This window comes from Streptomyces sp. STAM6 (genome assembly GCF_054963715.1).
This window is the reverse complement of sequence record NZ_JBUEFZ010000001.1, coordinates 369,827-390,573: the sequence shown is the minus strand read 5'-3', so window position 1 is coordinate 390,573 and position 20,747 is coordinate 369,827. Positions and strand designations below refer to the sequence as shown.

Annotated in this window: 21 protein-coding genes; 14 read left to right on the top strand and 7 right to left on the bottom strand. The window is 71.6% G+C overall.

Annotated features, from left to right (window positions below; genetic code table 11):
- Window positions 1-15: 15 nt before the first annotated feature.
- Window positions 16-1,263 (bottom strand): glycosyltransferase 87 family protein, encoded by a 1,248-nt coding sequence (locus ACY34K_RS01805; RefSeq protein ID WP_462742393.1) that lies wholly within the window; start codon window positions 1,261-1,263, stop codon window positions 16-18.
- 97 nt (window positions 1,264-1,360) lie between these two features.
- On the opposite strand from ACY34K_RS01805, the gene ACY34K_RS01800 reads away from it, so the two are divergent.
- Complete coding sequence (locus ACY34K_RS01800) at window positions 1,361-2,503, top strand: glycosyltransferase family 4 protein (protein WP_462742390.1); 1,143 nt, start codon at window positions 1,361-1,363, stop codon at window positions 2,501-2,503.
- A 111-nt stretch (window positions 2,504-2,614) separates the two neighbouring features.
- A complete protein-coding gene (locus ACY34K_RS01795) occupies window positions 2,615-4,222 on the top strand; it encodes a GMC oxidoreductase (RefSeq protein WP_462742387.1) in 1,608 nt (535 codons plus the stop codon).
- Here ACY34K_RS01795 and ACY34K_RS01790 read toward each other — a convergent pair.
- Window positions 4,210-6,006, bottom strand: a complete 1,797-nt coding sequence (locus ACY34K_RS01790) for an AMP-dependent synthetase/ligase (protein ID WP_462742384.1) — start codon at window positions 6,004-6,006, stop codon at window positions 4,210-4,212. The two genes, ACY34K_RS01795 and ACY34K_RS01790, sit on opposite strands and share 13 nt — an antisense overlap.
- 256 nt (window positions 6,007-6,262) lie before the next feature.
- Between ACY34K_RS01790 and ACY34K_RS01785 the strand changes: the two genes are divergently transcribed.
- The 6 genes from ACY34K_RS01785 to ACY34K_RS01760 all read left to right on the top strand — a co-directional run bounded on the left by ACY34K_RS01785 (window position 6,263) and on the right by ACY34K_RS01760 (window position 11,010).
- Window positions 6,263-7,030 carry a metallophosphoesterase family protein gene (locus ACY34K_RS01785; RefSeq protein ID WP_462742381.1) on the top strand — a complete coding sequence of 256 codons (768 nt, stop codon included), beginning with the start codon at window positions 6,263-6,265 and terminating at the stop codon, window positions 7,028-7,030.
- A gap of 52 nt (window positions 7,031-7,082) precedes the next feature.
- On the top strand, window positions 7,083-7,529 hold the full coding sequence (locus ACY34K_RS01780) for an SRPBCC family protein (RefSeq protein ID WP_462742378.1): 447 nt from the start codon (window positions 7,083-7,085) through the stop codon (window positions 7,527-7,529).
- Window positions 7,529-8,662 (top strand): ArsA family ATPase, encoded by a 1,134-nt coding sequence (locus ACY34K_RS01775; protein ID WP_462742375.1) that lies wholly within the window; start codon window positions 7,529-7,531, stop codon window positions 8,660-8,662. Before ACY34K_RS01780 ends, ACY34K_RS01775 begins: the two co-directional genes overlap by 1 nt.
- A gap of 62 nt (window positions 8,663-8,724) precedes the next feature.
- A complete protein-coding gene (locus ACY34K_RS01770) occupies window positions 8,725-9,177 on the top strand; it encodes a DUF5304 domain-containing protein (RefSeq protein WP_462742372.1) in 453 nt (150 codons plus the stop codon).
- Between the two features lie 65 nt (window positions 9,178-9,242).
- Window positions 9,243-10,184, top strand: coding sequence for an ROK family glucokinase (locus ACY34K_RS01765; RefSeq protein ID WP_462742369.1), 942 nt, complete (start codon window positions 9,243-9,245; stop codon window positions 10,182-10,184).
- Between the two features lie 70 nt (window positions 10,185-10,254).
- Entirely contained in the window at window positions 10,255-11,010 is a 756-nt protein-coding gene (locus ACY34K_RS01760) for an endonuclease/exonuclease/phosphatase family protein (protein WP_462742366.1), read from the top strand.
- Here ACY34K_RS01760 and ACY34K_RS01755 read toward each other — a convergent pair.
- Both ACY34K_RS01755 and ACY34K_RS01750 read right to left on the bottom strand, forming a co-directional pair.
- On the bottom strand, window positions 11,007-11,594 hold the full coding sequence (locus ACY34K_RS01755; protein WP_462742363.1) for a hypothetical protein: 588 nt from the start codon (window positions 11,592-11,594) through the stop codon (window positions 11,007-11,009). The two genes, ACY34K_RS01760 and ACY34K_RS01755, sit on opposite strands and share 4 nt — an antisense overlap.
- The gene (locus ACY34K_RS01750) at window positions 11,587-12,393 is read right to left on the bottom strand and encodes an alpha/beta hydrolase (protein ID WP_462742360.1); all 807 of its coding nucleotides are present in this window, start codon (window positions 12,391-12,393) and stop codon (window positions 11,587-11,589) included. Before ACY34K_RS01750 ends, ACY34K_RS01755 begins: the two co-directional genes overlap by 8 nt.
- A gap of 218 nt (window positions 12,394-12,611) precedes the next feature.
- Here ACY34K_RS01750 and ACY34K_RS01745 point away from each other — a divergent pair, with 218 nt between their 5' ends.
- From ACY34K_RS01745 to ACY34K_RS01735, 3 genes are read left to right on the top strand one after another with little or no spacing between them, the layout of a single operon-like run.
- A complete protein-coding gene (locus tag ACY34K_RS01745; RefSeq protein WP_462742758.1) occupies window positions 12,612-13,373 on the top strand; it encodes a lysophospholipid acyltransferase family protein in 762 nt (253 codons plus the stop codon).
- Window positions 13,374-13,405: 32 nt separating this feature from the next.
- A complete protein-coding gene (gene macS, locus ACY34K_RS01740; protein ID WP_462742357.1) occupies window positions 13,406-14,629 on the top strand; it encodes a MacS family sensor histidine kinase in 1,224 nt (407 codons plus the stop codon).
- On the top strand, window positions 14,626-15,297 hold the full coding sequence (locus tag ACY34K_RS01735; protein WP_462742354.1) for a response regulator: 672 nt from the start codon (window positions 14,626-14,628) through the stop codon (window positions 15,295-15,297). The genes macS and ACY34K_RS01735 overlap by 4 nt, the downstream gene beginning before the upstream one ends.
- 154 nt (window positions 15,298-15,451) lie before the next feature.
- Here ACY34K_RS01735 and ACY34K_RS01730 read toward each other — a convergent pair whose 3' ends face one another.
- Both ACY34K_RS01730 and ACY34K_RS01725 read right to left on the bottom strand, forming a co-directional pair.
- Window positions 15,452-17,404, bottom strand: a complete 1,953-nt coding sequence (locus tag ACY34K_RS01730; protein WP_462742351.1) for an anthranilate synthase family protein — start codon at window positions 17,402-17,404, stop codon at window positions 15,452-15,454.
- Between the two features lie 92 nt (window positions 17,405-17,496).
- Window positions 17,497-17,553, bottom strand: coding sequence for a trp operon leader peptide (locus tag ACY34K_RS01725; protein WP_078513512.1), 57 nt, complete (start codon window positions 17,551-17,553; stop codon window positions 17,497-17,499).
- An 89-nt stretch (window positions 17,554-17,642) separates the two neighbouring features.
- Here ACY34K_RS01725 and ACY34K_RS01720 point away from each other — a divergent pair, with 89 nt between their 5' ends.
- A complete protein-coding gene (locus ACY34K_RS01720) occupies window positions 17,643-18,989 on the top strand; it encodes a class II 3-deoxy-7-phosphoheptulonate synthase (RefSeq protein WP_462742755.1) in 1,347 nt (448 codons plus the stop codon).
- Between the two features lie 155 nt (window positions 18,990-19,144).
- Entirely contained in the window at window positions 19,145-19,369 is a 225-nt protein-coding gene (locus tag ACY34K_RS01715) for a (2Fe-2S)-binding protein (protein WP_462742349.1), read from the top strand.
- Window positions 19,370-19,424: 55 nt separating this feature from the next.
- Here ACY34K_RS01715 and bfr read toward each other — a convergent pair whose 3' ends face one another.
- Window positions 19,425-19,904 carry a bacterioferritin gene (gene bfr, locus ACY34K_RS01710; protein ID WP_462742346.1) on the bottom strand — a complete coding sequence of 160 codons (480 nt, stop codon included), beginning with the start codon at window positions 19,902-19,904 and terminating at the stop codon, window positions 19,425-19,427.
- A 155-nt stretch (window positions 19,905-20,059) separates the two neighbouring features.
- On the opposite strand from bfr, the gene ACY34K_RS01705 reads away from it, so the two are divergent.
- Window positions 20,060-20,692, top strand: coding sequence for a sulfite oxidase-like oxidoreductase (locus ACY34K_RS01705; protein ID WP_462742343.1), 633 nt, complete (start codon window positions 20,060-20,062; stop codon window positions 20,690-20,692).
- Window positions 20,693-20,747: the final 55 nt, after the last annotated feature.

The following is a 20,747-nucleotide window of genomic DNA, read 5'->3' as shown; positions in this document are numbered from 1 at the left end:
CTCCGGGCGAGGCCGTCAGGACGTCAGCAGCTCCCGGTCACGGGCGCTCTGGGTGGGCACCTGCGCCCGGCCCCGCAGCCGGGGCTCGGTCACCGTCTGCAGCCACAGCTGGCGGCAGGCGGTCAGCGTGGCCGCGACGAGCAGCCCGTTGCGCGCCACCAGTAGAAGCACGCCCAGCGGGTCGCTGTCCACCACGTGCGAGAACCAGATCGGGAACTCCAGCAGCGTCACTCCGGTCGCCAGCAGCACCAGCCGTGCGGCCCTGCGCATCCGGCTGCCCCGGAAGACCAGACAGACGGCCGCCAGCCCCACCAGCCACAGCATGTACTGGGGGCTGATCACCCGGCTCGTCGTCGTGAACAGCAGCACGGCGACGAACGCCGCGTCGCACAGCGTCGTCGCCCCGAACTCCCGCGCCCGCAGCCGCCACACCAGCAGCCAGCCGAAGGCCGCGAGGGTCAGCGCCAGCGCGGCCGTGGACACCGACGAGACGTACGGGCCGAGGAACTCCACCGATCCGTAGTTCAGCAGCGCCCGGCCCTCCCAGCCGAGGTGCCGCGCCACATGGAAGACCAGTGCGCCCAGCGACTCCACCTCGGTGCCCCGGTCCCGCTGGAACGTCAGGAACGCCAGCGGTCCCGGCGCGGCCGCCACACAGAGCACCAGCAGCCCCGCGCCGGTGCCGGCCGCGGCCGCCCAGGAGTGGCGGGTGACCCGGCCGCGCCGGGTTCCCGCCAGCAGCAGCACCGGCCAGACCTTCAGCAGAGCGCCGAGCCCGGCCAGCGCCCCGAGTATCTTCGGGTGCCGCACCCCGGCCAGCAGCGCGGCGATCGCGACGGCGGTCACCATCAGGTCGTAGCGGGCGTAGGAGGTGGGGCCGAGCAGCGGGACGCCCGCGATCCACATCCACGCACCGGCCAGGCACTTGCCGGGGCGCCGCCCGGCGTACATCAGCAGCCCGAAGACCACCGCGTCACAGCCGAAGGCCAGCAGGAAGAAGGCCGGGGCGTAGTCGAGAAAGGGCAGGAGGGCGGGGGAGAGGATCGCGACGGCGGCGACCGGCGGGTACTGCCAGGTGACGTCGTCCATCGGGTACGTGCCGGTCCTCAGCACCTCGTACCAGCCCTGGTAGATCACCGAGACGTCGGTGGTGACGTCCGGGCCGGGCACCTTGAACACCTTGAAGGTGCAGAGCAGCAGAACGCCTCGGGTGACGAGCCAGAGGGCGACCGGGTGCCGAGCGGCGGCCGCGAGCCGGGTCATGAGTACCTCGTCCGGGTGTGTGGAGTGATCGGGGGGTGTGGTGCCGGGCGGGACTGACTGAGCGCTGGAGCCGGGCCGTTCGGTACTGTCGGAAACGATGGACAAGACCTTGATCGTAACCAACGACTTTCCGCCCAGACCGGGCGGAATTCAGGCGTTTCTGCACAACATGGCGCTCAGACTCGATCCCGAGCAGCTCGTCGTCTACGCCTCCACATGGAAGCGCGGACGCGAGGGCGCCGAGGCGACCGCCCTGTTCGATGCCGAACAGCCGTTCAAGGTTGTGCGTGACCGTACGACGATGTTGCTGCCCACGCCAAGGGTCACCGCACGCGCGGCCGGGCTGCTGGGCGAGCACGGCTGCCGGTCGGTCTGGTTCGGCGCGGCGGCCCCTCTCGGGCTGATGGCCCCCGCCCTGCGGAAGGCCGGCGCGGAGCGGCTGGTCGCGACGAGCCACGGCCACGAGGCGGGCTGGGCACAGCTGCCCGGCTCGCGGCAGCTGCTGCGGAGGATCGGCGAGGGCACCGACACGATCACGTACCTCGGCGAGTACACCCGCTCGCGGATCGCCGCCGCGCTCACCCGGCCGGCCGCCGGGCGCATGGTGCAGCTGCCGCCGGGAGTGGACGAGAAGACCTTCCACCCCGGTTCGGGCGGGGACGTCGTGCGGGAGCGGCTGGGTCTCGCCGACCGGCCCGTCGTGGTGTGCGTGTCCCGGCTGGTGCCGCGCAAGGGGCAGGACACGCTGATCCTCGCCATGCCGGCGATCCTGCGGCGCGTGCCGGACGCCGTGCTCCTGATCGTGGGCGGCGGGCCGTACGAGAAGGACCTGCGGCGGCTCGCGACCGAGACCGGGGTCGCGGGGTCGGTGCGCTTCACCGGGTCGGTGCCGTGGGAGGAGCTGCCCGCGCACTACGGCGCCGGGGACGTCTTCGCCATGCCGTGCCGCACCCGCCGCGGCGGCCTGGACGTGGAAGGGCTGGGGATCGTCTACCTGGAGGCGTCGGCGACCGGCCTCCCGGTCGTCGCCGGCGACTCCGGCGGCGCCCCGGACGCCGTCCTGGACGGCGAGACGGGGTGGGTCGTGCGCGGTGGCTCGGCGGAGGAGTCGGCCGACCGGATCGTGACCCTGCTGGAGGACGCCGAGCTGCGCCGGCGGATGGGCGAGCGGGGGCGGGCCTGGGTCGAGGAGAAGTGGCGCTGGGACCTGCTCGCGGAGAAGCTGCGCACCCTCCTCTAGGGCGTGTTTCGAAGGCGCGTCATCCGGCCGGATGTGCCGTCTTGACGGGGTGGGGGAATTGGCCCTGCGCGGGATATGGGCGGAATTCCCCCTTCCGGACATGCTGCGGGCATGGCAACCAATCTGACGCGCCGTCACCTCTTGGGGCTCGGTGCCCTGCAGACGGCCGCCGCACTCGGCCTCACCCGTATCGGTCGCGCCTCCGCCGCATCCGCGGCGAGCGCCTACAGCCCCGCTCTCGTCATCGGGTCCGGGTACGGCGGCGCCGTCGCCGCGCTCCGGCTCGGGGAGGCGGGCATCCGCACCCTGGTGCTCGAGATGGGCCGGCTCTGGGACGGCGCCGGCGCGGACGGGAAGGTGTTCTGCCCGACGGGCGCGCCCGACCACCGGTCCATGTGGTTCCGCACCCGCACCGAGGCGCCGCTGGCCACCTTCCTCTGGCTCGACGTCGTCAACAAGGACATCAACCCCTACCCCGGCGTCCTCGACCGGGTGAGGTACCCGGACATGTCCGTGTACGTGGGGCGGGGCGTCGGCGGCGGATCGCTCGTCAACGGCGGGATGGCCGTCACACCGCGCCGCGAGTACTTCGCCGAGGTCCTGCCCACCGTCGACGCCGCGGAGATGTACGACACGTACTTCCCCCTCGCCCGCCGGATGCTGGGCGTCAACACCGTCGACCCGGCGTGGTTCGAGTCGACGGACTGGTACCGCTTCAGCCGGGTCTCCCGGACCCACGCCCACCGCGCGGGACTGAAGACCGTGTTCGTCCCCAACGTCTACGACTTCGCCTACATGCGCCGGGAGGAGGCCGGGACAGCGGCGAGGTCGGCGCTGGCGGGCGAGGTCATCTACGGCAACAACCACGGCAAGCGGAGTCTCGACCGCACGTATCTGGCGGCCGCCCTCGGGACCGGGAACGTCACCATCGAGACCCTCCACCGGGCCCGCGCCGTCCGCAGGGAGCCGGACGGGACCTACGTCGTCACCGCCGACCGGATCGACCCGGCCGGCAAGGTCGTGGAGACCCGTGAGTTCGGCTGCGGACGGCTGTTCCTGGGCGCCGGGAGCCTCGGCACGACCGAACTGCTGCTGCGCGCCCGGGACACCGGAGCACTGCCCCTCGGCGAGCACATCGGGACCGGGTGGGGCACCAACGGCAATGTCATGACCGCGCGCGCCAACCACCTGTGGGACACCGTCGGCGCGAAGCAGTCGACCATGCCCGTGATGGGCATCGACGACTGGGCCAACCCGGACAACCCGGTCTTCGCCGAGATCGCGCCGCTGCCGACCGGTCTGGAGCACTGGATCAGCCTCTACCTGGCGATCACCCGCAACCGGGAGCGCGGGAGCCTCACCTACGACGCGGCCACCGACTCCGCGAAGCTGCACTGGACCCGCGCCCAGAGCCAGGTCTCCGTCGCCTCGGCGAAGAAGCTGTTCGACCGCATCAACGCCAAGAACGCCACGATCTACCGGTACGACCTGTTCGGGGGGAACCGGACGTTCGCCGACGACTTCACCTACCACCCGCTCGGCGGCTGCGTCCTGGGGAAGGCCACCGACGACTACGGGCGCGTGAGAGGCGCCCCCGGAGTCTACGTGGCCGACGGAGCCCTCGTACCGGGCTCCATCGGGGTCAATCCGTTCGTCACGATCACGGCTCTGGCCGAGCGGACCATGGCCCGCGTGATCGAGGAGGACTACGCGCGGTAGATCGCCTCGATCTCGTCCGCGAAGTCCTTCGCCACCACATTGCGCTTCAGCTTCAGCGACGGCGTGATGTGACCGGCTTCCTCGGTGAACTGGGAGGTGAGAATGCGGAATTTCCGCACCGATTCCGCCTTGGAAACCGCGGCGTTGCCGTCGTCCACGGCCCGCTGCACCTCCGCCAGCAGGTCCGCGTCCTCGCGCAGCGACGCCGCCGTCGAACCGGCCGGCTTGCCGTTCTCCGCGGCCCAGCGGCCCAGGAACTCCTCGTCGATGGTGATCAGCGCGCCCACGAACGGGCGGCCGTCGCCGACGACCATGCACTCCGCGACCAGGGCGTGGCCGCGGATGCGGTCCTCGATCACCGCGGGAGCGACGTTCTTGCCGCCCGCGGTGACCAGGATCTCCTTCTTGCGGCCCGTGATGGACAGATAGCCGTCCTCGTCCAGGGTGCCGATGTCCCCGGTGTGGAACCAGCCGTCGGCCAGCGCCTCGGCCGTGGCCGTCTCGTTGTTCCAGTAGCCCGAGAAGACGTGCTCGCCGTGCGCCAGGATCTCGCCGTCGTCCGCGATCCGGAGCACCGAGCCCGGCAGGGGCTGCCCGACCGTGCCGATCTTGGGACGGTCGTACGGGTTGAACGCGGTCGCCGCGCAGGTCTCGGTGAGGCCGTAGCCCTCCAGCACCGTCAGACCGATGCCCCGGTAGAAGTGGCCCAGTCGCTCGCCCAGCGGCGCGCCGCCCGAGATCGCGGCCTCACAGCGCCCGCCGAGCACCGCGCGCAGCTTGCCGTAGACCAGCTTGTCGAAGATCTTGTGCTTGATCCTCAGGCCGAGCGAGGGGCCCTGCGGGCCGGACGTCGCCCGGCTGTAGGCGATCGCGGTGTTCGCGGCCCTGTCGAAGATCTTGCCCTTGCCCTCCGCCTGCGCCTTGGCGCGCGCCGCGTTGTACACCTTCTCGAAGACCCGCGGGACGCCCAGGATCAGCGTCGGCCGGAAGGTGGCCAGCTCGTCGGTGAGGTGCTTGATGTCCGGCACGCAGCCGAGCCGGATCGGCGCCAGGACCGAGCCCACCTCGACGAGCCGGCCGAAGACGTGGGCGGCCGGCAGGAACAGCAGCGCCGAGCACTCGCCCGTGCGGAACAGCGGCTTGAGCCGCTCCACGACGTTGCCGCACTCGGCGAAGAAGTTGCGGTGGGTCAGCACACAGCCCTTGGGGCGGCCGGTGGTGCCCGAGGTGTAGACGATCGTCGCGATGTCGTCGGCCTTGGCCGTCGAGGTGCGCTCGTCGACCGTCTCCTCCGAGACCTCCGCGCCGGCCGTGGTGAGCTCCTCGACGCCGCCCCCGTCGAGCTGCCAGACGTGCCGGAGGGCCGGCAGGTTCCCGCGCACGGACTCCACCGCGGCCGCGTGGGACTCGGTCTCCACCATGACGGCGACGGCGCCGGAGTCGCCCAGGATCCACTGGACCTGCTCGGGGGAGCTGGTCTCGTACACCGGCACGGTCACCGCGCCGGCGCTCCAGATGGCGAAGTCCATCTGCACCCACTCGTAGCGGGTGCGGGAGATCAGGCCCACCCGGTCACCGGGGCCCACGCCCAGCGCGATCAGGCCCTTGGCCGCGGCGCGGACCTCGGCGAGGAACTCGGTCGCGGTGACGTCCTTCCAGACGCCGTCCACCTTGCGGCCCATGACGGCCACGTCTGGGTGCTGAGCGGCATTGCGGCGGATGAGATCCGTCATGTTGCCGTCCGTGGGGACCTCGTACAGGGCCGGAAGGCTGAACTCGCGCAAGACTGCTGCTCCTCATCGGGCTCCGGCGCCACGGCTCTGTGTACGCACCGGCTGCGGTCCAAGATCGGGCAGGTGCTCGGTGGGGGTGAGCACGACTGGACTGCCCGGACGTTACCCACCAGTACTCGGTTCCCGATAGGGCCCCTGGCCAGATGTTCTGTGCGTCACACCGGATTCGCGGCGCTTCGCGCACAGTAGTCCACACCTGTCACGACTCGAAAGTAACCGCAGGTCCGACCGCCTAAGGTGGGTGCCCATGCGAGTTCATGTGGTCAGTGACGTGCACGGCAACGCCGAGGGCCTGGCCAAGGCCGGGGACGGCGCCGACGCCCTCCTCTGCCTCGGTGACCTGGTGCTCTTCCTCGATTACGCCGATCACAGCCGCGGCATCTTCCCCGATCTCTTCGGCGTCGCCAACGCCGACCGGCTCGTCGAACTGCGCACCGCCCGGCGTTTCGACGAGGCCAGGGAACTCGGCCGCAGGCTCTGGGCGGAACTCGCCGTCGACCGCCAGACCGCCATCGAGTCGGCCGTCCGCGCGCAGTACGCCGAGATGTTCGCGGCCTTCCCCACCCCGACGTACGCCACCTACGGCAACGTCGACATCCCCAGGCTCTGGCCGGAGTTCGCCGGACCCGGCACCACCGTCCTGGACGGCGAGCGGGTCGAGATCGGCGGCCGTGTCTTCGGCTTCGTGGGCGGCGGCCTGCGCACCCCGATGCGCACCCCCTACGAGATCCCGGACGAGGAGTTCGCCGCCAAGGTCGAGGCCCTCGGCGAGGTCGACGTGCTCTGCTCGCACATCCCGCCGGACGTCCCTGAGCTGACGTACGACACGGTCGCCCGCCGCTTCGAGCGCGGCAGCCGGGCCCTGCTCGACGCGATCCGGCGGGTGCGGCCGCGATACGCCCTGTTCGGCCACGTGCACCAGCCGCTGGCCCGCCGGATGCGGATCGGCGCGACCGAGTGCGTGAACGTCGGCCACTTCGCCTCGACGAGCAGGCCCTGGGCCCTGGAATGGTGACCCGTGCCCACGCGATAGCCTTCACCTCACCTACCCGGGAGGAGCACCAGCGATGGCGGAACACACGAGCTCGAGCATCACGATCGAGGCGTCCCCGGCCGACGTCATGAGCGTGATCGCCGACTTCGCGCGCTACCCCGAGTGGACGGGCGAGGTGAAGGAGGCCGAGGTCCTCGCGTCGGACGACGCCGGCCGCGCCAAGCAGGTCCGTCTGCTGCTCGACGCCGGAGCGATCAAGGACGACCACACGCTGGCGTACACCTGGACCGGCTCCGACGAGGTCAGCTGGACCCTGGTCAAGTCGCAGATGCTCCGTGCCCTCGACGGCTCCTACCGGCTCGCCCCGCTGGGCGGCGGCGACCGCACCGAGGTCACCTACCGGCTGACCGTCGACGTCAAGATCCCGATGCTCGGCATGATCAAGCGCAAGGCGGAGAAGGTCATCATCGACCGCGCCCTCGCCGGGCTGAAGAAGCGCGTCGAGTCGACCCGCGCCTGATGCGGACCCTCCTCGTCACCGGGCCCGGCGGCGCCGGGCGGACCACCGTCGCCGCGGCGACCGCGCGGGCGGCCGCACGAGACGGAGCGCGGGTCCTGTTCCTCACCGCGCACCCGGCACAGTGGCCGGACTTCGGGGACAGCGGGCCCGTGGTCCGGCGGATCGACTCCGCCGCCCAATTCCGCGCCGAGATCCTCGCCTTCCAGGAGCGCGCCGGCACCGCCCTGGAGCTGCTGGGTGCCGCCCGGCTCGAGGACGAGGAGCTCACCGAGCTGCCCGGCAACGCCGCCTGCGCCCTGCTGCGTGAGCTCAGGGACGCCGCCGCCGGCGACTGGGACCTGCTCGTCGCCGACATGCCGCCCGTCCTGGAGACCGTCACCCTGCTGGCGCTCCCCGAGCAGCTGCGCCGCTACCTGCGCCGGCTCCTGCCGCCCGAGCGCCAGGCCGCACGCGCCCTGCGCCCCATGCTCGCCCAGCTCGCCGGCGTCCCCATGCCCTCCGCCTGGCTGTACGAGACCGCGGCCCGCTGGGACGCCGAGCTCGCCGCGGTGCAGGCCCTGATCGAGGCCCCGGGCACCACCGTCCGGCTCGTCGCCGAACCGGGCCCGGCCACCGCCGACACCCTGCGTACCGCCCGCGCCGGCCTCGCCCTCCAGGGCCTCGCCCTCGACCCGGTCGTCGCCAACCGGCTGCTGCCCCTCACCTCCGCCGACGCCTGGCTGGCAGGGCTCTCCGCCCAGCAGCAGACCCACCTCAAGGCGCTGTACGACGAGTTCGACGCCGTGTGCGAGCTGCCGCACCTGGGCCGGGACCCCCGGTCCGACGACGACCTCGCACGGCTGGAGGTGCCGGCCCCCGGCGATCCCGCTCCGGCCGCCGAGTGGACCGTCGAGGACCGCCGCGCCGACGACGGCATCCTGGTCTGGCACGTGCCGCTCCCCGGCGCCGTCAAGAGCGAGCTCGGCCTCGTCCGGCGCGGCGACGAACTGGTGCTCACCGTCGGGCCGTTCCGCCGGATCGTCCCCCTGCCGTCGGCCCTGCGCCGCTGCACCGTCTCCGGGGCCCGCCTCGACGACGGCGAGCTCAGCATCCGCTTCACGCCCGACCCCGGGCTGTGGCCGCGCACGGACTGAACGGCCCGCCTCCGTTCGGGTAACGTCGGGCATACAGAACCGGTCTGCCGCAGGAGTACGCCATGAGTGATGCCAGCGAGCGTCCCGACGCCGACGCGGACGCCTGGGCGAAGGCCTGTGCCGAGGACCTCGCCGCCGAGCAGGCCCGCCGCCGGGGCCACAGCGGCCCGCCGCCCGGCGCCGCCGCCGAAGAACTCCGCAAACTGTTCGACGCCGTGGCCGACAAGGTCTCGTCGCTGCGCGCACCCCTCCTGGGCCTGCCCGGCCAGGGGGCCGTCCAGCAGATCGTCAGCCAGGCGAAGGCCGCCGCCCTGCCGGTCATCGAGCGGAACCCGCAGGTCTTCGACCATCTCGCGGCCGCGGGCAGTGAGCTGCTCGCCGCCTACCGCTCCGCCGTCGAGGGCCACGAGCGCCGCTGGACCCAGGGCCCCTCGGGTCCGGCCGGCGACCCGCGCGACGAGGGCCGGAAGAACGACGGAGGTCCGGAAGCGAGCGAGCACATCGACCTGGACTGACAGGTCGATGCCCGCCCTCGGGTACGGTTGGCCGTAGCGGGGCTCGACCGAATACTGAGGGACACATGGGACTCACCATCGGCGTCGACATCGGCGGCACGAAGATCGCGGCCGGCGTGGTCGACGAAGAGGGCACCATTCTCGACACCCACAAGGTGCCCACCCCGTCGACGCCCCAGGGCATCGTCGACGCGATCTGCGCCGCCGTCTCCGAGGCCGGAAAGGGTCATGACATCGAGGCGGTCGGCATCGGTGCCGCCGGGTATGTCGACGACAAGCGCGCCACCGTCCTCTTCGCGCCGAACATCGACTGGCGGCACGAGCCGCTGAAGGACAAGGTCGAGCAGCGCGTCGGGCTCCCGGTGGTCGTGGAGAACGACGCGAACGCCGCGGCCTGGGGCGAATACCGCTTCGGCGCCGGCCAGGGCCACGAGGACGTCATCTGCATCACCCTCGGCACCGGCCTCGGCGGCGGCATCATCATCGGCAACAAGCTGCGCCGCGGCCGCTTCGGCGTGGCCGCCGAGTTCGGCCACATCCGGGTGGTCCCGGACGGCCTGCTGTGCGGCTGCGGAAGCCAGGGCTGCTGGGAGCAGTACGCCTCCGGCCGCGCCCTCGTGCGGTACGCGAAGCAGCGCGCCAACGCCACCCCCGAGAACGCCGCCATCCTGCTGGGCCTCGGCGACGGCACGCCCGCCGGCATCGAGGGCAAGCACATCTCCGAGGCGGCCCGCCAGGGCTGCCCGGTCGCCGTCGACTCCTTCCGCGAACTGGCCCGCTGGGCCGGTGCGGGCCTGGCCGACCTGGCCTCGCTGTTCGACCCCTCGGCGTTCATCGTCGGCGGCGGCGTATCGGACGAGGGCGAGCTGGTCCTCGGCCCGATCCGCAAGTCGTTCCGGCGCTGGCTGATCGGCGGCCAGTGGCGCCCGCACGCCCAGGTCCTCGCCGCCCAGCTGGGCGGCAAGGCCGGACTGGTCGGCGCGGCCGACCTGGCCCGCCAGGGCTGACCGGCCCGTACGTGTGACGGTGCCCGCCGCGTCCCGCCGGATGCGGCGGGCACCGTCATATCGTGCTCGTATGGCGACCAGCGCACTGCCCAACTCCCGTACCGAACCGGACGGTTCGGCCGTCATCAGGGTGCTCAGCTACAACATCCGCTCGATGCGCGACGACGAGGACGCCCTGGCGCGCGTGATCCGCGCCTGTGCGCCCGATCTCGTCTTCGTCCAGGAGGCGCCCCGCTTCTTCCGCTGGCGCAAGCACGCGGCACGGCTCGCCGCGAAGAGCGAGCTCGTGACGCTGTCCGGCGGTGCCACCGCAGCAGGCCCCCTGCTGCTCTGCTCGCTGCGGGCCACCGTCGAGCGCGCCGAGGACGTGCTCCTGCCCCTCACCCCCGGTCTGCACCGGCGTGGCTTCGCCACGGCCGTCGTCCGCTTCGGCGGCGCCCGGGTCGGGCTGCTCAGCTGCCACCTGAGCCTGCGCGAGGACGAGCGTCACGCCCAGGCCGGAATGCTCCTCGACCGGCTGGAGGCGCTGGACGTGCCGCACGCGGTCGCGGCGGGCGACATCAACGAGCGCCCCGACGGGCGGTCCTTCCGCCGGCTGGCGGCCGAGCTGCAGGACTGCTGGGAGGTACGTCCCTGGGGCGGCGAGTACACCTCGACCCCCACCGACCCGCACCAGCGGATCGACGCGATCTTCGCCACCAAGGGCATCGAGGTGCTCGGCTGCGGTGTCCCTCAGGACCTCCCGGGCGTCACCCCCGACGACCTGAGGGCGGCCACGGACCACCTCCCGGTCCTGGCCGCCCTCAGAGTGCCCGCGGTTCCCTAGACGACGGCACCCCGCCCGGGGTCGTCGTCATCGTCGTCGTCTCCCGGGTGCATCCGGGCCACCAGGGTGGCGAAGCCGCCCAGGAAACCGCCGACGCACACCGTGGTCAGCCACCACGTCATGTCCCAGCGCAGTATCACGGCCACCAGCATCAGCACCGGCCCGCCGACCACGCCGAGCCAGGCGAACTTGGCGGTGGCGTCGGACTCGGGCAGCGGCGGCGGCTCCGGCGGTACGAAATGGCCCTCGTCGGTCTCGTCGAGGTCGTCGTCCTTCGCCTCGGGCAGCCGGTAGTCCCGGGGGCCGCTCGTGCCGACGCCGGGCGCGAAGACCACCGAACTGCCGAGCGGCCTGTCCGGCTCGCCGTCCCCGTCCTTCCCGCCGCCGTCCTCGGAGGGCGCCGCGCTCTCCGGAAGGCCGTTGACGTCGTCCTCCGGCAGCGCCAGGTCCTCGACCGGCTTGAACGGCTTGGCACCCGGCGGGTCGGCCGGCTCCTCGCCGTACCCCGCGACGATGGCCGCCCACGCCGCGTCCTCGTCGAACGGGGGCTCGTCGCGCTTGTCGGAGTCGTGCTGCTCAGCCACCGGTCGTGCTCCCTCCCCTGGCCTCGGGCATGGGGGATCCCATGTTGCCGACAACCGGAGCGAGCCGCTCGATGAAGGCGTGGCTCTCCTCGAAGATCCGCTCCGCGTCATGGTCCAACGTCGCCACGTGGTAGCTCTGTTCCAGCAGGATCTCCTTGACGTCGGTGGAGGAGATCCGGCCGAGGATGCGGGCGGAGTCCGCGGGCGGCACGACGTGGTCCTGCGGGCTGTGCAGCAGCAGCACCGGCTGGGTGACCTGCGGCAGCTCCGCGTCCACCACCTTGAAGAACCGGCGCAGCGAGTGGGCCGCGTGCAGCGGCACCCGGTCGTACCCGAGCTCCTTGACGCCCTCCTTGGCGATGTCGCTCGCGATACCGGCGGTCGACGGGACGAGGTGCCGCACCACCGGCAGGGCGTGGGCCGCCACGCCGTGCATCTTGTTGGCCGGGTTGACCAGCACCATGCCCTCGACGGCGTCACCGTGCCTGGCGGCCAGCCGCAGTGCCAGCGCGCCGCCCATGGAGAGCCCGAAGACGAAGACGCGGGAGCACTGCTCGCGCAGCGCCCGCAGCTCGCGGTCCACCTCCGCGTACCAGTCCTGCCAGCCGGTGACCTGCATGTCCTGCCAGCGCGTGCCGTGGCCGGGGAGCAGCGGCAGCGACACCGTCAGGCCGCGCTCGGCCAGATACTCGGCCCAGGGTCGCAGTGACTGCGGCGAACCGGTGAAGCCGTGACAGAGCAGCACGCCGACCTCTCCGCCCTCGTGGCGGTACGGCTCGGCTCCAGGGAGGACCGGCACGGGGTCTCCTTGTGGGGATTAGACGGGTGGGGCTGGGCCGGGGCCCAGCGAGGTGTACTTCACGGTACGCGACCGGGAAGACACCGACCAGAGCCGTCGCCGTCCGGACCGAGCCGCGGGCCGGCCCGCGAAGAGGCCGCGGGAGCGAGCTCGGGCGCCGCACGGGTTAAGGTCTGATCGACGGAACACAGGAGGCATTCGAGTTGATCTACGGCGCAATGAAGTTCTCCATCGGAGGGTCGCTGAAGCTCGCCTTCAGGCCCTGGGTGGAGGGCCTCGAGAACATTCCCGCCGAGGGGCCGGCGATCCTCGCGAGCAATCACCTCTCCTTCTCGGACTCCTTCTTCCTGCCCGCGGTGCTGGACCGCAAGGTGACCTTCATCGCCAAGGCCGAGTACTTCACCTCGCCGGGCGTGAAGGGCCGGCTGACCGCCGCGTTCTTCAAGGGCGTCGGCCAGCTGCCGGTGGACCGTTCGGGTGCCCGCGGGGCGGGCGAGGCCGCGATCCGGAGCGGGATAGAGGTCATCGAGCGCGGTGAGCTGTTCGGTATCTACCCGGAGGGCACCCGCTCCCCGGACGGGCGGCTCTACCGGGGCAAGCCCGGCGGTCTCGCGCGCGTGGCGCTGGCCACCGGCGCTCCCGTCATCCCCGTCGCGATGATCGACACCGAGAAGATCCAGCCGCCCGGCAAGGTCATCCCCAAGCTGATGCGCCCGGGGATCCGGATCGGCAAGCCGCTGGACTTCAGCCGGTACCACGGCATGGACAGCGACCGCTTCATCCTGCGCTCGGTCACCGACGAGGTGATGTACGAGATCATGAAGCTGTCCGGCCAGGAGTACGTGGACATCTACGCGACCGCCGCCAAACGGCAGATCGCGGACGCGGAGAAGGCCGCGAAGGAGGCGGCCAAGGAGGCCGCCGAGAAGGCGGACAGGGCGGAGCAGGCGGCCGGACGCGACACGTCGGGCGCCGCCTAGAGCGTCGTCGTCCGTCCGGGGTGGGGGGAAGCATGGCCAGGCGCGAGCGCGTCGTACGCATGTCGGTCGAGCAGCCGCTGTGGCGTGCCCTGACCGCGTACCGCGTACTGACCATGCTGTACGCGGTGCTGCTGTTCGTGTTCACCCGGCAGAAGTTCGAACACCCCTGGGTGGCCGTCGCCTTCCTCGCGGTGATGTCCGTGTGGACCCTGGCCACGCTCCCCAAGGTGGCCAACGCCGCGAGCTGCACCAGGCGCTTCCTGGTGATCGACCTCGCCCTCGCGCTGACCGGGATCCTGCTGACGCCGCTCGCCGACGCCCAGGCCCAGACGCAGGACGGCCCCACCCTGCCGACCATCTGGACGGCGGGCTCCGTCCTCGCCTTCGCCATCAAGGGCGGCTGGCGCTGGGCGGGCTTCGCCTCGTCCCTGGTCGCCGTCGCCAACATCATCGAGCGCGGGCACCCCAGCCGGGACACCTTCCACAACGTCCTGCTGGTGTGGGTGGCCTCCATCGCGATCGGCTACGTGGTCGAGGTGGCCCGCGCGTCCGAGCGCACCCTCGCCCGCGCCCTGGAGATCGAGGCGGCGACCCGCGAGCGGGAGCGTCTCGCCCGCGACATCCACGACTCGGTCCTGCAGGTGCTGGCCATGGTCCAGCGCCGGGGCACGGCGCTCGGCGGCGAGGCGGCGGAACTGGGCCGGATGGCCGGCGAGCAGGAGGTCGCGCTGCGCACCCTGGTCGCCGGCGGCCTGACCCGCACCTCCTATGTGTCGGAGGACGAGTCGGAGGGCGCGGTCGTGCGGCTGGTGGACGAGCCGGACGACGAGGGCCCCGGCGACCTGCGCGCGCTGCTCGCCCCGTACGCGGGCTCACGGGTGACGTTCTCGGAGCCGGGCGCCCCGGTGCTGCTGCCGGCGGGCTCGGCGAAGGAGCTGGCGGCCGCTGTCGGTGCCGCCCTGGACAATGTCCGCAGACACGCCGGCGAGGCCGCGCAGGCGTGGATCCTGGTCGAGGACTGGCCGGACGAGGTCGTCGTGACGGTCCGGGACGACGGGCCGGGCATCCCTGAGGGGCGGCTCGCCCAGGCGGAGGGCGAGGGGCGCATGGGTGTGGCCCTCTCCATCCGCGGGCGGCTGAAGGAGCTCGGAGGCAGTGCCGAGCTGATCTCCGTCCCCGGCCAGGGCACAGAAGTCGAATTGAAGGTTCCAAGAGCCCCGCGGGCTCCACGGGGGAAGGCAGGATCGGCACGATGAGCGAGCAGCGGATCAAGGTGATGGTGGTCGACGACCACCCGATGTGGCGGGACGCCGTGGCCCGCGACCTGGCCGAGGCCGGGTTCGACGTGGTCGCCACGGCGGGCGACGGCGAGCAGGCCGTCCGCCGTGCACAGGCTGTGCTTCCGGACGTCCTGGTCCTCGACCTGAACCTGCCCGCCAAGCCGGGCGTCCAGGTGTGCAAGGAGCTCGTCGGCGCCAACCCCAAGCTGCGGGTGCTGGTGCTCTCCGCGAGCGGTGAGCACGCCGATGTGCTGGAGGCCGTGAAGTCGGGCGCGACCGGCTATCTGCTGAAGTCCGCGTCCACGGACGAGCTGATCGACGCGGTGCGCCGGACCGCCGTGGGCGACCCGGTGTTCACGCCCGGTCTCGCCGGTCTGGTGCTGGGCGAGTACCGCCGGCTGGCCTCGGAACCCGCGCCCGCCGCCGGCACGGACGAGCCGAAGGCCCCGCAGCTCACCGAGCGCGAGACCGAGGTGCTGCGGCTGGTCGCCAAGGGGCTGAGCTACAAGCAGATCGCCGAGCGCCTGGTCATCTCCCACCGCACCGTGCAGAACCACGTGCAGAACACCCTGGGCAAGCTCCAGCTGCACAACCGCGTGGAGCTGGTGCGGTACGCGATCGAGCGCGGTCTCGACGACGCGTAACTTCGCCACGCACGGACGGAATTCACCTTTCGTACAAGCAGCGGCCGCCCATGGGCGAGGCGACAGCCCGGCTGAAGACCGTCGACCCCGCCCTCTACGCGGAGGCCGGGGTCTTCTTCGGCTGACCGGCCGTCCGGCGTCGGCCGGCCGGTGGTCACGGCCGGCTGAGGTCCACCGCCCGCACCAGGTCCCGCACGATCGCCGCGCCGTTCGTCGTCAGTACCGACTCCGGGTGGAACTGCACGCCCGCGAACCCCGTCCCGCGCAGCGCGTGCACCTCGCCCGTCGCCGGGTCCCGGCTCACCTCGACACCGCGCAGCGCCGGACCGGCGGCCGTCTCGTCGTCGCACCTGGCCGTGAAGCTGTTGTAGAAGCCCACGGTCTCCGGCCTGCCGAACAGATCGATCCGCACCTGGGCGCCCTGGAACGGCACCCGCTTGCGCACGATCTCCAGGCCCAGCTCGGCGGCGATGAGCTCATGGCCGAGGCACACCCCGACGACCACCCGGCCCGGAGGGCCCCCATGAGGCGCGGCGGCCGGGGGACGGGCGGCCCCGTTCCGGCGGTCGCGCAGGAGGGCGGACGCGAGCTCCCGCAGGAACCGCATCCTGGGATCGGCCGGGTCGCCCGGGTCGCCGGGGCCGGGCCCCAGCACCACCGGCCCGTCGTGCCCGAGGGCCGCATCGCGCAGGCCCGGCTCGTCGAAGCGGCGGACGGTCACCGCGAGCCCCGACGAGCGCAGCAGGTGCGCCAGCATCGCGGTGAACGTGTCCTCGCAGTCGATCACCAGGGCGTGTCCGGCCGGCTCCGCGCTCCGCTCCTGCATCTTCAGCCAGAACGGCGCGAGGTCGGCCCGCCGCGCGTCCAGCGCCGCCCGCACCCGCGGGTCGTCGGCGAGCCGGGGCCGCACGGACTCCTCGCCCGGCCGTCCCGGGCGCACCCCCAGCGCCGTCAGGATGCCCGCCGCCTTGGCGTGCGTCTCGGCGACCTCGCCCGCCGGATCGGAGTGCCGCACCAGCGTGGCGCCGACCGGGACGCGCAGCTCACCGTCCGCGGAGATGTCCGCGGTCCGGATCAGGATGGGGGAGTCCAGGGTCTGGGCGCCGCCCGCGTCCGTGCCCAGCAGGGCGAGGGCGCCGGCGTAGTAGCCGCGGCCCCCGGACTCGTGGCGCCCGATGACCCGGCAGGCGTTCTGGACCGGAGACCCGGTGACCGTCGCCGCGAACATCGTCTCGCGCAGCACCTCCCGCACGTCCAGCGAGGACCGGCCGCGCAGCTCGTACTCGGTGTGCGCCAGGTGGGCCATCTCCTTCAGACGCGGCCCCACCACCACCCCGCCCATGTCGCCGACGGTGCACATCATCTTCAGTTCCTCGTCCACGACCATGGAGAGCTCGTCGGTCTCCTTGCGGTCGGCGAGGAAGGCCAGCAGGTCCTCGGGCGTGGGGCCGCCGGCGGGATAGCGGTAGGTGCCGCTGATCGGGTTCATCACGACCGTGCCGCCCGCCCCGCCCCTTCCGCCCGACATCCGGACGTGCACCTCGGGGCTGGCGCCGACCAGGGTCCGGTCCCCGGTGTGGACGACGAACGTCCAGTACGCGCCGCGCTCGCCGGCCAGCAGCCGGCGGAACAGCGCCAGGGCGTCCCGCCGGCCGAAGCCCGCGATCCGCCCGGTGTACGTCCGGCGGATGACGAAGTTGGCGCCCTCGCCCCGCCCGATCTCGTCCTCGACGACCCGGCGGACGGTCGCGGCGTACTCCTCGTCCGAGACGTCGAAGGCACCGTCCTCCACCGTGACATCGTGCGCGGGGAGGAGTTCCAGTGCCTCGGCGAGCGGCAACTCGTAGGTCTCCCCGGCGACCAGCACGGACAGCGGGGTGCCGTCGTCGCGCACATCGAAGCCGCGCTCCCTCAGCTGCCGGAAGGGCACGAGGGCGAGGGAGGGCCTGTCGCCCACCGGCAGGTCGGCGAGACACCCGGCCTCGTGGACGTCGCCGATCAGCACCTCGACGGTGTCGTGGTCACGGCCGGGCGTGCGGCGGCGCAGCAGGGCGAACGGCGGGCAGGACTCGTCGAGGAGCCTGCCGAGAACGGTGCCGGGGGTCATGCGATGCGTTCCTTCCGGGTGGGAGGAACGGCCCTGGAAACGAAAGAAGGCCGCCCCTCGGGCGGCCTTCGCGTGATCTGTGCGCGCGTTTGTCAGTGGGCCGCCGGATGAGCGGTCCACCACCAGTTCTGGGTCGTCTGCGCGAACATGGGCCGAACCCTACCTCATGAGCTCCGTCTCATCTGCTGAGCGGGAGAATGGACGTATCGGAAGAACCCGTAAGGTTGGGCAGGTGACCGTGAACGCTAAGACCACCGCAACCGGTGGCAACACCTGGCGAGACCTTCCCGCGGCGCAGCAGCCCGAGTACCCCGATGCCGAGGCTCTGCGCGATGTGATCGCGGACCTCGAGTCGTATCCGCCGCTCGTCTTCGCGGGCGAGTGCGATCAGCTGCGCGCCCGGATGGGAGCCGTCGCCAGGGGCGAGGCGTTCCTTCTCCAGGGCGGCGACTGCGCCGAGGCCTTCGACGCCGTGTCGGCCGACCACATCCGGAACAAGCTGAAGACGCTGCTCCAGATGGGTGCCGTCCTCACCTACGCCGCGTCCGTGCCCGTCGTGAAGGTGGGGCGGATCGCCGGTCAGTACTCCAAGCCGCGCTCCAAGCCGACCGAGACCCGTGACGGGGTCACGCTGCCGACGTACCGCGGCGACTCCGTCAACGGCTTCGACTTCACGGAAGAGGCCCGGATCCCGGACCCGCAGCGGCTCAAGCGCATGTACCAGGCGTCCGCCTCGACGCTGAACCTGGTGCGCGCCTTCACCACCGGCGGTTACGCCGACCTGCGCCAGGTGCACGCCTGGAACCAGGACTTCGTGAAGTCGTCGCCGTCGGGCCAGCGGTACGAGCAGCTGGCGCGCGAGATCGACAACGCGCTGAACTTCATGAAGGCCTGTGGCACCGACCCGGCGGAGTTCCGCACGGTCGAGTTCTACGCCTCGCACGAGGCGCTGCTGCTGGACTACGAATCGGCGCTGACCCGGACCGACTCCCGGACCGGGCAGCTCTACGACACGTCGGGCCACATGGTCTGGATCGGTGAGCGCACCCGCCAGCTGGACGGCGCGCACATCGAGTTCGCGTCGAAGATCCGCAACCCGATCGGCATCAAGCTGGGCCCGACGACCACGGTCGACGAGGCGCTGACGTACATCGACCGCCTCGACCCCGAGCGGGAGCCGGGCCGGCTGACCTTCATCGTCCGCATGGGCGCCGACAAGGTCCGCGACAAGCTCCCCGAGCTGGTCGAGAAGGTCACCGCCTCCGGCGCCACCGTGGCATGGGTGACCGACCCGATGCACGGCAACACCTTCGAGGCCGCCTCCGGCCACAAGACGCGCCGTTTCGACGACGTGCTCGACGAGGTCAAGGGCTTCTTCGAGGTCCACAAGGCGCTCGGCACGCACCCCGGCGGCATCCACGTCGAGCTGACCGGTGACGACGTCACCGAGTGCGTGGGCGGCGGCGACGAGATCTTCGTCGACGACCTGCACCAGCGGTACGAGACGGCCTGCGACCCGCGGCTCAACCGCAGCCAGTCGCTCGACCTGGCGTTCCTGGTCGCGGAGATGTACCGGGACCAGTGATCGCACAGCGATGACGAGGGGCGCGGATCCATGTGATCCGCGCCCCATCGTCGTTTCCCGGTCTTTTGCGCGCCCCTGCGGGCGGGTAAGGTTAGGTTAGCCTCACCGATCAATCGGGACGGCGAACCTTATCGATCCCGCAGGGAGGTGACCGCGTGTACGTCTGCTCATGCTTCGGCATCACCGAGAAGCAGGTGAAGGAACACGCGGACGCCGGCGCCTGCACCCCGCGCCAGATCGCGTCGGCCACCAAGGCCGGCACCGACTGCGGCTCGTGCGTACGGCGCATCCAGGGCATTCTCGGCCGTGGCGCCTGCCCGCGTCGCGAGCTGCTGGACCAGGGCGAGCCGGCGCTCTCGGAGCTGCCGGAAGCCGCCTGAGCGGCCTTGCCGCCGGACTCCGGTGCCCCCGGGTTCCGGTGCTCCGCCCCGGCCCTCAGCCCTCCGGCTGCTCGATCAGCTGGGCGATGTAGAGCGCCTCGCCGAGCTTCTCCACCAGCTCCAGCTGGGTGTCGAGGTAGTCGATGTGGTGCTCCTCGTCCGCCAGGATCGACTCGAAGATGTTCGCCGACGTGATGTCGCCCTTGGCGCGCATCACCTCGATCCCGCGCCGGAGGCGGTCGATCGCCTCCACCTCGATCTGCCGGTCCGCCTGGAACATCTCCATGACGGTCTGGCCGATGCGCACATGCCCGAGACGCTGGTAGTTCGGCAGACCCTCCAGGAACAGGATGCGGTCGGTGAGGACCTCGGCGTGCTTCATCTCGTCGAACGACTCCGCCCGGGTGTACTTGGCGAGCTTCGTCCACCCGAAGTTCTCCTGCATCTTGGCGTGCAGGAAGTACTGGTTGATCGCCGTCAGTTCGGCCGTCAGCTGCTCGTTCAGGAACTCGATGACCTCAGGGTCGCCCTGCATCGCAGAGGCTCCTTCCACACGTGTGAAGGGGGCAGAATGCGCGCATCCTCGCACCGCCGCGGGTGGTCGTCCAGTAAGTGCACGCTTAGTAGGACTTGCCCGAATCGGCCCAGACCTGGTCATGACCACCCCTCCTGGTCTGTCACCATTGAGTCATGGGTCAGCCGGAGAGCGGGGAACATCGGACAGCGAGGGAGTCCGAGCTTCCGCCGGGACAGCGCCTCCAGCGCGGCTGGCCGGTCACCCACTACGGCCCCGTTCCCAAGTTCAAGCCGGACCGCTGGGAATTCCGGGTCTTCGGCGCCACGGCCGACGGCGACAAGCACTGCTGGAACCACGAGGAGTTCTCGGCGCTGCCGTTCTCCACAGTGGTGGCCGACCTGCACTGCGTGACGAAGTTCAGCATGCTGGGGGCCGAATGGGGTGGTGTGCCCGCCCGTACGATCCTCGAACTCGCACCGCCGGCCGCCCATGTCACCCATGTCATGGTGTGGGCGGAGTACGGCTTCAGCGCCAACATGCGGCTCTCCGACTTCTCGTCGGAGCGGACGATCTTCGCCACCCACAAGGACGGTGAGCTGCTCACCGCCGAACACGGCTTTCCGCTGCGGCTCGTCGTGCCCCATCTGTACGCCTGGAAGGGGCCCAAGTGGGTCCGGGGTGTGGAGTACATGACCGCCGACCGCCGCGGCTTCTGGGAGGAGCGCGGCTACCACAACATCGGCGACCCCTGGACCGAGCAGCGGTACTCGTACCAGGAGGAGCCGGGGGACGGCCCGGAGCTGTAGTACCCCGCCCGGGTATCAGTGGTGGTGCCGGTGGATCATCGGCCCTGGCCCTGGC